This is a genomic window from Methanoregula sp., assembly GCF_049518935.1.
Classification (GTDB): domain Archaea; phylum Halobacteriota; class Methanomicrobia; order Methanomicrobiales; family Methanospirillaceae; genus Methanoregula.
In genome coordinates, this window is the sequence record NZ_JBEKRH010000003.1 from 89964 (window position 1) to 102775 (window position 12812).

A 12812-nucleotide genomic window follows, 5' to 3' on the forward strand; every position below is an offset into this window, starting at 1 on the left:
ACTATACAACTCCCGGTTGTTTATTAAAAAATAATTCAAATTCCCCACTTTCATTTATTTTAATTAATTTTGTATAATACAACGTTGATTGAATACCCCTACATCCGGGTGGACTTAGATTCCAACAGATTGTAGGATCTAAAGAAACGGTATGAACACTAAGAGAATATGGTGTGGATAACAATTCAAAATCATTTCCTGGCCATTTACCTTTATCACCAATACAAAGCACGTTTTCCGAATGACTTTTTTTACCAGCTATCTTCTTGCATTCATCTACTAAGTTAATTTTGGAAACAGAGTTGTCGACAATATCAAAAGAATGACTTGATTCGAAGAGACGTAAATTGAACTTCCGGTATGAACTGATATATTGATTTATTATTTGCGATATTCGGGCCCAATATATTTTCTTTTTTGGCTCGATAGAAATTTGATGAGGACGGAATTTAATGTTTGAAATTGTTAATAATTTATCCTGCTTTTTAATCAAATCAGTAAGTTCTTCGATTTCGTTCGAGCCTTTTCGATCTAAATCCGGATGATTATTGTTATTTAAAAGGGCAATATCCGATCCGTTGTAATATCCAATAACTACTTTATCCCAATATTTCTTTTGAATAATTTTTTGTAAATCTGTTCGTACAGATTTACCTCTTCCAGTTGCAATACCAATAGTTACATTTCTCTCTAACAAATAATTTAACATTGATGAAATTTCATTCGAAGGGCCACAGTATCTTTCTTTGGCATCGCATAATGTTCCATCGTAATCAAAAACCAATGATCCGTAGGATGTTGATTCAATTCTTTCCCTGTATTGTTTATACGCATTTTTCCAATAATTCAAATCGACAATTTCCCCAAAAGAAGCGCACCCATTTTTTCTAATTATTGCAATAGCCATCAACGGATCAACAGCTTTTGGAAATTGTTTCTCCCACATGTAGCCTTTTGATTTTAAGTGGTAAATTTTTCGACCAAAAATTGGTATTTTTGGCATTCCAGGGTCAATTTTTTTAGACTGGCCCAGTATTTGAACGAGATGAAAAATTTTAATTAAAATCTCAATCGTTCCAGTAGGCCCATTTTCTTGAGTGGTTATCCGTAAGATAGGAATTTCATCAGGGATCAAAGATAATGTCTTTTCGGCGAGTTCGAGATCATCTGGTGTAATTAATGCAATAATACCAGAATTGCCACCATTCTTTGCTAACCAATTATGTCTTCCGTGAGCGAAATTTCGGTAATCAGCAAGTTGAACATTTACTATCGCTCCTTCTGTAGATTTGGATTCTAAATCGATGGCAGCTGGGTAACCCCAGCCACTGTATAGAACAACCAAGGTATCTCGATTTAATATCTTTTGAGAGTCCGCATGGATTTTTTTTAGTTTTTCTTCGGATAAATGGATATTATTTGTAAATTTTGGAATGTTCTGGAAAATATTCTGATAGCATCGGATTAACAAAATCATCGTTGCTAACAAAGAATTCGTTGCTAAGAAACCATCTTTTTGTGAAGGGATATCAAAACCACAATATTCAGAAAATTGATATTTTTTACATAAATCTGCAAGAGGACTTTTCTTCTTCATGCAAAGTGCTGTTAATTGAAGGGGTTCCATCTTTGCGGCATACTCAAAAATAGATAAAATATCAGTATTATGCCCCTCAGAGCTAATTACCAACACATTTGAAGAGTCTACGGTCTTTTTTGCATGAGTAAATTCCAATGGGGATACCCAAATTCCCATATTTCCATAATTCTGGTGTAGTAATGCTGCCATACATGCGGCTGAATATGAACCTCCAGAACCAATAGTAATTAGAGGAGAATTATAGGATCTATCAAAAAAACTTTCCAAAAAATCAATAGGCTCATTTAAAGCCCAGTTGAGTGTTTGATCAATTTTTACTAACTCATTGGAATATTTTTTTCCCATATTAATCCCTGAAATATTCGCTTATCTTCGAATAGATTGATAACTATAATCTTCCTTTGTTCTTTTTTATCTTCGCATTTACATTCAGTCCAAAATGCACTAATCTCCATTAGGAATCAGTCCTTATAAAGTGACGGAAAGCGAAGACTGAAAATGAAATGATTTGTTATATTTAAAGGATGTGTTGGCATGGGCTTTGCACCTAAACCCCCTACTTGCACCTAAAGTCGATTAGCCGCTATGCTATGTCTAGCGGCTAATCGTTAAATTTTGAAATCCTATAATTTTGATATGGAGAATAATATCCTTATTTGAAAATTACTTTGAACCCAAAAACAATACCAGATATTTCTATTAGGAATTCGATTGCCTCAATTGCGACAAACATAGTTTCTTTTCCTGAGCGGCATTTGTTAGCTCGCTCAGTACCTACATCTGAACAACTTTTCATAAAGCTTTCGTCGGAAAAATGCATTTTATCTTATTATTCACATCTTGTTCAATAGGACGAATATAATGAAGCGGTGCACGAATAAATCTGGTATTCAACGGTCAATCTATTTGTCCACTATAATGGATACCCAGAGCGACCAGTCCAACAGCGATTGCACCCAATCCAATTACGATAATACCATAACCAATCGAATTGAACTCCTGAAGCACTTGATATGATTGACAAATAATTACAATGAGTCCCCCTGCAAAAACCAAGCAAAAACCCACAATAGCTGCCTTTAACCCCGCATCTTGATTTATTTCAACCATTTTCCGCCATGAATGTCCTATTAATGGGCTCTGTAGAATTCCTCAGTAACCGATCCGGACAACGATGGAGCGAATAATTTTCGAGATGTTGTAGAGGATCAACTTGATTTTGAGTTCTTTAACCTGTGCTTGGAATTTACGTGCTTTCAGGGCTTCCCCGAACTTTCTTTTAAGGACGGAGAATACAGTTTCAACCTTATTACGTTGATGATAGGCGGACAGATCGAAAGACACGACGAGTTCTCGTCGATAGGCCCCGAATATCCGTTTTCGTTTTCTGGTCCTGACCGGGATAAGCGAATACGCGTTCAAGTCATCTCTGATCAATCGGTGAATATCTTCCGAATCGTATCCTTTATCGAGGACGTAGGTATCAGACTTTCTCGTTCTATGACATTGAACGAGGAGTTTTTCAGCGTGAGGGATATCATGAACAGGTTGCTGGGAGATCTTGAACCCGGTGATGATCTGCCGGTCAGTATCGACTGAGATCGAGGTTTTCAGGAATCGTTTTCGGGTTTTCCCGGTTCTCCAGGAATAATACGAACTGGCATAGGAGCTGGTAAACCCCGACGAATCGATCGCGGTACAAGAGATTCTTTCCCCCCAATCGTAGAATTGTTTAATGAGCCGGTTGAGTAGCCGGGAGAAGGTCGAGGACCGAATCCGTTGACAGAACTTATGGATCGTCGTGAAATGAGGCACTTCGTCGAGATGGATTTTCTCCCGGAGAGAGTCCATGATCTCGGTAAGCTCGACCGTGTCCCGGTAATCTTCGGATAGGTACTCTTTTAAAAGGAGCAGAATGAGTAACTGGTGCTGAGTATAGGTTTGGCGTGAGAATTTCGACGAGAATAGGGGGATTCGGGAATCTCTGATCAGTCCTGACGACAATTCAACAAACCTGACATACCGGTTTGCTGGCATTATCCCGTCTCCATTATGGTTGTCAGCATAACAATGTAAGGAGGCACTGTACCTTAGCTCTTTCGGTCGCCGGTACAACACTAGTTTAGTTCAGGGTTTCGACAGATCTGACGAATTGTCAAATATTTTTACCAATATTTATCACGTTACTTTCCCAATATCTTTTCAATCGGGGTGTGCAGGCTTTTTGGATTAGCACACCGCATCCGCAGGAATTATGCGTCACCCCGGGTTGTTGTTGAGGAGTGAACGGGGTTGGCAATGATAGGTCTGAAACGATACGGTCTGGTTCTTGTAGGATTGTTGCTTATTGCGCTGGCGGCGCCGGTTGCGGCAACGGACTGGACACTCAACCCGACTGATTCTATCCAGGCAAACATTTCGCTTGCCAGTCCCGGTGACACCCTGATCCTGAACCCCGGGACGTACTACCAGAACGGGATCACGGTGGACAGGAACATTATCATCCGGGCCAACACCTCGTACGGCCACAGCGCAACTGATACGATAATTGATGGTGGGAACGCAGCAGGGATCATGACCGTGAATGGCGGGGTCACCCTCACCATCGACAACCTGACCCTGCAGAATGGGAATGCCGTGAATGGTGCGGCAATCCACAATTCCGGCACCCTGACCATCACGTCCTCCATGTTCTCCGGATGCACGGCAACAAACTATGGAGGCGCGATCGAAAATTCCGGCACCATCACCGGTATCACGTCCTCCACGTTCTCCGGATGCACGGCAACTCATGGCGGCGCGATCGAAAATTATAACACCGGCTTGATCATATCCATCTCATCCTCCACTTTCTCATTATGTACGGCAACAGGTTCGATCGCCAGCAATCCCAGCGGAGGGGCGATCGAGAATCGCGGCACGATCACATCCATCTCATCCACAACCTTCTCCGGATGTACGGCAACTGATATGGGAGGCGCGATCGAAACTTCTGGCACATCCCTGACCATCACATCCTCCACGTTCTCCGGATGCACGGCAACTTATGGCGGCGCGATCAATAATTCTGGCACATCCCTGACCATCACATCCTCCACATTCACCGGCTGCTCGGCAAATCAGGGCGGCGCGATTGATATTGAGCCGTTGCCTTTTTCAGCCAGTATGCATTTCTGCCGTATAGTAAATTGTAATGCCGGGATCGCGGTGAATAATTTTGGTATTGGAACATTTGACATAAAAAACAACTGGTGGGGCACGAATGCCGAGCCGTCGGCATATTATCATGGCCCCTCATCGGACTACACCCCGTGGCTCATGCTGGGCACCAGCGCCACCCCCGTATCCATCACCACGGCCCAGAACTCAGCAATCGACGCCAACCTGACGTATGATTCGGGAGGGACTCATCATATCCCGGCGCCGGGGAGTGTAGTCCCGGACGGCATACCGGTTATATTCTCATCCACGAGCGGCGCCGTTGCGCCTACCTCCGGGTCCATGGTATCCGCAGCGAACACGACCCTGTTCACACCATCAGGTGGAGGGACCAGCACGATCTCCGCAACTGTTGACGGGCAGACCGTTTCCGTGCCGGTCACGGTAACCGGTCCGGCCTTCACGGGCAGCCCGACCAGCGGGACGGCTCCGCTCCCTGTCACATTTACCGATGCCTCGACCGGATCGCCCACGATGTGGAACTGGTCGTTTGGCGACGGCCAGTGGTCCAATAATACTGTTACCACAAACCCGGTTCATACCTATGCCGGTGCCGGGACCTTCACCGTGAGCCTGACCGTGACCCTCGGGGGAACGCCCTATACACTCACCCGGGCCGGGTATATTACCGTGAATGCAGTCCCGGTTATCGTTCCAACCGCAATCCCGACAACTGCCACGGGAGCGATCTCCGGAGGAGACAACAGCCCGCCACCTGTTATACAGGGTCAGCTAAGCACCGTCTCGGTAAATGTCGGCGGCACAACGCCCATTTCCTCGGCATCAGTCACCGGGACCGGGCTCGGTGACCTGGTCGTAACCTCCACGCAGGCTGATGGACCCGGCACCGGAGTTCCCCTGCCGCCCGGAACGGTCTATGAGTACATGGATATCACGCCGGCAGCGTACGGCACGATCACCGGGGCACAGGTCTCCTTTACCGTACCGCAGTCATGGCTGGATGAGAACAAGTTCACCCCGCAGGATATCGTACTGTACCATAATACCGGGAATGGGTGGCAGGCACTTGTGACAAGTTTTGTTAAAAGCGAAAATGGCGAAGATTATTTCACTGCTACGACCCCCGGGTTCTCCCGGTTTGCGATCACCGGAAATGCCACCCGGTCTGCAGGTTCACCGGATCCGACACCTTCACCAACCGTGCTGACCATCGGTGACCTTGCGGGATCACCGGCAACTGAACCCCCGACATTTGCTCCCTTGTCACTTACACAAACGCCGACCCCGATACCGGTTACTACGACGACACCCCGGGCCGGGCTTGACACTATTCCGGTAGTGGGAGCACTTGTCGTTTGCGGTGCGATCTTCCTGTTCCGGAAAAACGGGAATTAATCTTTTTTTAATACCGGGGAGAGGTATTTGCCGGAGATTGTGAAGAAGGAATTGTGCTTCTTCGAGGATTTCGACAGAGCCTATTAATGGTATTCGTTCCAATATTTAGCCCAATTTTTTAACTGATCAACGAGCGCAACAACGACCAAAATGGCTCTAATCTATCTTCTTTTATGGTATACAACGCTCAAAATAAATAAGGTAATTGGAATTCCGATTGCGGTTATTATCTCCCATTTATCGAAAATCCATGCAATAATCATCCAAAGATAAGTTACAAAGATACAGCCGTAAATGATGTTATATATTGCGTGTAACCCCGCAGATATACTTCCAATTATACCGCCGGTTTCAAAACCAACATACATTGTGGAAAATAAAAGAATCCCTAAACCGAGCACAAGTTCCCAAAAACCGGGAACGCTTGTAACTGAATTTCTGTAGCTCATAAAATTGAGTGGAAGTGTGAGATAATAAAGTTGCATCTAATGTCGGGTCAAAAAAATGACTTTAGGTACAAAGCCGTTGGCATGTGTGCTTTTTCTTTTAATTCTAATTAAAGAAAAAACCCAAAACACAAAATTTTAGAGATTTTTTTGGTTCTGTCAAATCTTCGGGAGTTATGACAAATACTACGTCGAAAAATATTTGCCCCCTCCCGAAGACTTGACAGAGCCCACAAAACAAGGTGATAACTGCAATTTTTTTTCAGTTAACGACGTGCTTATTACCCCTCATTCTGCATTTTAATGCATGCAGATGCATTCAGGATTTCCGGGCAGACTCCCTGGACTCTGATGCGATGTAACCGCGGCTCTCCCGGGAATGCATCGCCCGCCTGTATTTACTTCGCATATGAGGCCACAATAATGAATTTGGATACATCACTATCAAGCGGAAACGCTCATTCCGGAAACACTTCGGTATTCCTGAAGATCTGTTTCCTGAGTATGATCGCTCTGATGATCTTTGCGATGAGCCCGGTCAGTGCAGCGGATACACACAATAGTACGGTCAAGAATACTTTGGCCTCAGCCCCGGAGGGGAATTCCCTTGGGAACGATACCGCTGGCAACAGTACCCCGGCCGTGAGTGTCACATCCGTACCGACAGCCACACCGACAAGTGTGTCTTTGGCTTTCATTGACAATACAACCCCAGCGATTCAGGAACCAGCCCTTGGGGATAAGAGTGCTGAAAGCCCGGTGGTCAGCCCGGTTGTTACGAGTACTCCTCAAGCTACAATCTCACCGAAGCCGGTCTCTGCCCCGGCATTGTCAACGGTCGTAGCACCGGTATCGGCGTCACACACGTGGACGGTCAATCCTGACGATTCGAGCGATTCGATCTCAAAAACGATCAAAGGTGCTTCCTCTGGCGATATTATTATTCTCAACCCGGGGACGTATTACCAAAACGAGATCACGGTCTCAAAGGATATTACCCTCGAAGCAAACGCGTCAGCCGGTGGCAGCCCGGCAAACACGATCATCGATGCACAACAAAATTGGATGTTTGCGGGCAGCAACAGTCTCACTGTCGACAATCTGACGCTGGAGAACGCGCAGGGTGGCAAAGGCAGCGCGATCAATGTCAAAAATGTCATCGTAACCTCATGCATCGTAACTAACTGCAAAGCATCTGGTGCCGTTGGCGGCGGCGCGATCTATGCCTGGGGAACGCTCACGGTCGAAAACTCATCATTCACCAACTGCTCGGCATTCCAGGGCGGCGCTATCTTCACTGACTGTGGCGGCATCATCGAGAACTCCAAATTCACCAATTGTAATGCAAAATGGGGCGGAGCGGTCGACTCCTTCCATAACTCCCTCACCGTATCCGGCTCCACATTCAACAACTGCCAGGCAACTGGTAGGCTTAACAGTGCAGGCGGCGCGATCTATACCGCGGATATGCCGACCACCGTCGAAAACTCAATATTCACCGACTGCTCGGCATATGCCGCAGGTGGCGGAATCTACACCGAAAAGACGCTCACTATCAGCAATTCAGAATTCAACGCCTGCTCGGCAGACAAAGGCACTGCGATCAATGATGCCGCGAAGATTCTCAACTACGACGACGCAACAATATTGAACCTCCTACCCGGCTCGATCTATTTAAACGGAAAATCTTATTCGCCCGGAATACTACCCCCGACCGTGACCGGCGTCTCGCCTGCATCCGGCCCTCATAGTGGTGGGACCGTGGTAACTATCACCGGGACGAACTTTATTCCCGGATACACTGCAGTAAACTTTGGCGGCACTGCAGTAAACTTTGGCGGCACGGCACCAACAATGGACTTTTATAATATTAATGAAACGTCAATCACCATGGCTTCACCAGGCGGAACAGGAACCGTTAATATCACCGTTACCACCACGTATGGCACGTTTGGCGGCGGCACATCCGCGACCTCACCAGCTGACCAGTTCACCTATATAGCAGCACCAACACCAGCCCCGACCGTGACCGGTATCACACCCTCCGTCGGTTTAAACACGACACCGCTAATAACAACAAATATCACCGGTACGAACTTCCAGACCACCGGTACGACTACAGTAATACTGAACCAGACCGGTCTCTTTGATATCACCGGAACCAACGTAACCGTGAGTTCAAGCGGGAATATCACGTGTATGTTTAACTTGGTTAACACGACCGCCGGCCAGTACAATGTCGTCGTTATCAACCCGAACGGACTCACCGCTGTACTGCCGAATGCGTTTACCGTTGAGACACCAGATGGCCCGTACCTTCAGATCACCGGCCCGTTCACTCCGGGTCAACAGGTTCCCTGCCGGGAAAACGCAACGATACCCGCAGACCAGTTGTTCCTGCCGTTTGGCTCAACTATCACCCATACTCCAGGTGATTTCCACATTTACCGGCCGGATGGATCGGAACTCGGGTGGGGAAACGACTGGGAATCGGTGAGTTATAATGTCTCGACTGGCGGCAGGATCATGGCATCGTTTGTATATATCGTTCCTTCCGCTTCTCAGGTAACTCCAGTACCGGGTGAGGCCGGTCGGGTCGATGTAACCAATCCCTCAACCAATACTACGGTCCTGAAAACTATCAACAAAAACGTAAATAAAGTTGACAACTCCTCGCAACTGATGGGCGTTTATGTGCCCTCGGGGGGATGCAGTGCGGGAGTAACTACGAACAATGAATATTTCCTGAGCTCCCCGTTACCTCCCGCGGTAATTACCAGCACTGGTATCCCGGGCTTGTCGGTCCAGCAGATGTCCGACGGATCACATATCGTTACGGTTAGCATAAATGGCTCGACCAACCCGGCGGATACTACTTCCATACAATTGGATAAGACCCTGGTTAACCCGAACCAGGGACTCACGTTTAACGTCTTCAGTACGACCTCGGGACAAAACGCGGCCCTGACGGCGAAGGCGGAAGTTATTGGCGGGGATGCGGCCCTCCATTATAATATCACCGGGACTTACAATATCCCCGGGATTTCTTCCGTTGCAGGACCGAATATTTCCATAACTCCGAGAATTTACAAGATAACCCCCGCCGGCGATGAGCTGATGTTCACCGGCGAACCAACGACCTGCACGTCCGGGACTACCTGTACGGTCACCGGCGATTTCGTACCGGCGGTCTGGGATGTTTCGAATATCACCTCACCATTTTTCGCAAATGCTACTGTCTCCTTCACATCATCTCCGTCGTACAAGCTGTTTTCGGGCATTTCAGGTGAGAACGGACCGGATCAGGTTGATACTCAGCCATTGTCGCAGGACGGGCTGACGGTACCGGAAATTGTGGTGACCGGGCCGCTGAGCCTGATGGAACCGGGAAACTTAACCAGTGCGGCGAAGGTGAAAAATGCAGTTCCCTATGGCGGAACTATTGAACACGTTATAGATGAATGGAATGTGCCCATGACAATCGTGTATAATTCAAGTGGGTTTTCGCAATATCAGGCAAATGACCTGGATGCGACTATGTTGCCTGTTCCCGCAGGGGCAATCGTCCCTGCGACGCATATTTCTCAGGTACCCTCAGATTCGTTTGCAAAAGCCGGAGCCGAAAATTTAACGGTCTACTTAGATGATGAAAAAATTTTAACCATAAATGGATCTTCGCAAGTTTCTTCTTACGAGCCAAATACTTTGCATTCCGAGGGAATGATCCGAACAAATCTTGGTTCGAACCTTCCTGGAGAATGGAATGGCTGGGTGGAAGATGCGAATACAATAACAAGTGGGTACACTAATCAGGTCGACAATTTTACGGCTTATTGGAAAGTACCTTCCAAACCGGATATCAAAGGAACTTCCACTACGTACCGCACCCAGTTCCTATTCAATGCATTCCAAGGGCCCCAAGCGATCCATAAAGATGATGTATCTATACTTCAACCAGTTCTCGAATGGAGCCAGGGGGGACATCTCAATCAGTGGACTATCCAATCGGTTGCAGGCCCCTATAATCCTGCGGGAGACTACCTTTATGGTTCTACGTATTCCGTAAATGAAGGAGATGTTATTATTGGTATTATATCTTGGAGCGATAAGTACCAGTGGTGGGAGATAGTAACAATTGATCAAAATGATACTTCGAAGAACTCAAGGATAACTACGGACATGGTCAATTCAAATAAGAGTTTAATGGTATACGGTGGCGTGTATGAAGCTTATAATATTTCAAGTAAAGCAACGATGATTCATGACAGTGAATTTTACGATATGTCATATAAATATTTAAACGGCAATTCTGTCCCAATCTCGTTATCAAAAAATGTTTTGTGTACGATAAATGCGATAAGAGATCATCTGGATGTAAATATCGTAACCAATCCATCGGATGTTCAATTGATAACTCAAAAATGATGTGGGAGATGTGATGTTTTCATGAAAAAAACAAGTTATATTCTGATTTGCGTAGTGTTTTCACTCCTTTTTTTATGCGGAGTTGCGAATGCCGTCAATGGTGGTGAGAACGGACTCGTAAACCCAGGTCAGCCGGGTGTGTGTTCAGATAGACTTGTATTTCTCAACAATACGATATTTGATCTAAAAGCTGGTGAAGAACAGGATATAATGATCGACTTTTACCGCCCTTATTGCTTTTATGACTATGGAACAGGTAATGTATCCTATACCGTATCAGATACCCCACTGAATGTTACCGTACCATCAGAATTTATTACAACCCCTAACTATCGCCAATATCCTGGAATGATCAAGGTTCATGCAGATCCCAACCTGTCACCGGGAAAGTATTCATTTTCCCTTACCGTAATCGGGACACAAGGTTCATTCATATGCACCCCAAATTCAACACTTTTCATAAATGTGACCCCACGGGAGGGACTTCCCCTTTTGCAACAACTATCTCCATTACCAATACTATTACCAGTTTTTGCCCTTGTCGTGATTTGTGTTTTTTGGAGACAATCCTATGTGAAAGGAAAATAATTTCTCTCTCCCGAATAATCACCATTCTTTTATTCACTTATCGCCAGTGTTATCCCACCTGGTTTACGGTCCGATTTTTCCGGCGATCTGGGATGCCGGAGAATACCAGAACTTTGGACTTCACGTCGTTCCTTTAATTACAATTAAACGAGAAAATTTCGGAGAATATCCTGCACCCGGACTGCTGAAAAATTCTATCGCAATTTACAGACGATCCCCTTCAGAGTATTAGTACAAACAGGTTCGTGCAAGAGTACTGGAGCTGTTGTCGGAGCACCAAGTTATCAGAACTAGGGGGAATACTGAGCATTCGAGTCTTCCTTCGAATTGATTGTGTTAATCGATGATGGAGAATTACTGGACTTGCATTTTATATGATATCGTTTGCCAAACAGGTCTTTCAATTTTGGAGAAATCTCCGTCTGCCAGTTAGCATTCTTGGATGATATGGTCATAGGTTTTCCGCAAATTGAACAGGGTAGAATAAACTTCTCTTCATTTTTTAAATCCTTGATTTTCATTTCCAATTCCTTGTATTTAGCCTCCAGTTCAAATCCCCATTCTTTAAAGGTATTATTCATAATAGCTAATTCAGACATTTCCTCCTCATGATCAAGGTCATTTTGAATAAAATCAGTCATATATCGCGCGAGGGATTTGCCCGTGGCCTTGATGATTGTATCAAGCCGTTCCTTATCATCTTTCTTCAGTCTAAACGTTATTGCCGGATGATTTTGCCGATATCGTGCTTGTGATGGATACTCCTTCTTGGTCATGATAGCCCTCCCGAATTCAAAACGCGGTGTTGCGTTTTACAAGCTGTATTGCAATCGTCAGTTGCATCGCTATCGTAAACTCTACTGCCATCTGCATGGAAATCGATATAAGACAATCTATACTGGGAAGCTGTGATTTTGTATCTCTTCCTTGTGGGGCGGGTAATGGCTGTAGACACGCCGTGCATTGCCTTTGTTGTCCCTACCTCTCCTATGCTAAAAATCGTTAAAGCAAGACACGGTTCTTGACGATCAAATACGGTTATGACCCGACCGATCTGATACATCTGGGCATCCAGGGATCTAAGGTTTATACTTGACATTACCACACACTTCCTGAGAAAAAAAGGGAAAACTTCAGGGCCCCCCACTAGGCTGGCTGTTAGTCTTTGCACTGGTAGA

The 12812-nt window shown here is 45.6% G+C and carries 10 protein-coding genes; 3 read left to right on the forward strand and 7 right to left on the reverse strand.

What is annotated here, in order from left to right; translation table 11 throughout:
- Nucleotide 1: 1 nt before the first annotated feature.
- The 3 genes from ABSE13_RS03655 to ABSE13_RS03665 all read right to left on the reverse strand — a co-directional run bounded on the left by ABSE13_RS03655 (nt 2) and on the right by ABSE13_RS03665 (nt 3637).
- A complete protein-coding gene (locus ABSE13_RS03655; RefSeq protein WP_424027135.1) occupies nt 2–1945 on the reverse strand; it encodes an HAD hydrolase family protein in 1944 nt (647 codons plus the stop codon).
- A gap of 552 nt (nt 1946–2497) precedes the next feature.
- Nucleotides 2498–2710 (reverse strand): hypothetical protein, encoded by a 213-nt coding sequence (locus ABSE13_RS03660; RefSeq protein WP_424027136.1) that lies wholly within the window; start codon nt 2708–2710, stop codon nt 2498–2500.
- A gap of 42 nt (nt 2711–2752) precedes the next feature.
- Nucleotides 2753–3637, reverse strand: coding sequence for an IS5 family transposase (locus ABSE13_RS03665; RefSeq protein ID WP_424027137.1), 885 nt, complete (start codon nt 3635–3637; stop codon nt 2753–2755).
- A 261-nt stretch (nt 3638–3898) separates the two neighbouring features.
- Between ABSE13_RS03665 and ABSE13_RS03670 the strand changes: the two genes are divergently transcribed.
- Nucleotides 3899–6175 carry a PGF-pre-PGF domain-containing protein gene (locus ABSE13_RS03670; protein ID WP_424027138.1) on the forward strand — a complete coding sequence of 759 codons (2277 nt, stop codon included), beginning with the start codon at nt 3899–3901 and terminating at the stop codon, nt 6173–6175.
- Between the two features lie 161 nt (nt 6176–6336).
- Here the strand turns inward: ABSE13_RS03670 and ABSE13_RS03675 are convergent, their stop codons facing one another.
- The 3 genes from ABSE13_RS03675 to ABSE13_RS03685 form a co-directional block, all read right to left on the reverse strand.
- The gene (locus ABSE13_RS03675) at nt 6337–6624 is read right to left on the reverse strand and encodes a hypothetical protein (RefSeq protein ID WP_424027139.1); all 288 of its coding nucleotides are present in this window, start codon (nt 6622–6624) and stop codon (nt 6337–6339) included.
- Nucleotides 6625–7079: 455 nt separating this feature from the next.
- Nucleotides 7080–7319: a hypothetical protein gene (locus ABSE13_RS03680; protein WP_424027140.1), complete on the reverse strand. Its 240-nt coding sequence runs from the start codon at nt 7317–7319 to the stop codon at nt 7080–7082.
- A 90-nt stretch (nt 7320–7409) separates the two neighbouring features.
- Nucleotides 7410–7538 (reverse strand): hypothetical protein, encoded by a 129-nt coding sequence (locus ABSE13_RS03685; RefSeq protein WP_424027141.1) that lies wholly within the window; start codon nt 7536–7538, stop codon nt 7410–7412.
- Nucleotides 7539–7686: 148 nt separating this feature from the next.
- On the opposite strand from ABSE13_RS03685, the gene ABSE13_RS03690 reads away from it, so the two are divergent.
- Together ABSE13_RS03690 and ABSE13_RS03695 are read left to right on the forward strand one after the other, a co-directional pair.
- Complete coding sequence (locus ABSE13_RS03690) at nt 7687–11046, forward strand: IPT/TIG domain-containing protein (RefSeq protein ID WP_424027142.1); 3360 nt, start codon at nt 7687–7689, stop codon at nt 11044–11046.
- Between the two features lie 21 nt (nt 11047–11067).
- On the forward strand, nt 11068–11634 hold the full coding sequence (locus ABSE13_RS03695) for a hypothetical protein (RefSeq protein ID WP_424027143.1): 567 nt from the start codon (nt 11068–11070) through the stop codon (nt 11632–11634).
- Between the two features lie 290 nt (nt 11635–11924).
- Here the strand turns inward: ABSE13_RS03695 and ABSE13_RS03700 are convergent, their stop codons facing one another.
- Nucleotides 11925–12410 carry a hypothetical protein gene (locus ABSE13_RS03700; RefSeq protein ID WP_424027144.1) on the reverse strand — a complete coding sequence of 162 codons (486 nt, stop codon included), beginning with the start codon at nt 12408–12410 and terminating at the stop codon, nt 11925–11927.
- Nucleotides 12411–12812: the final 402 nt, after the last annotated feature.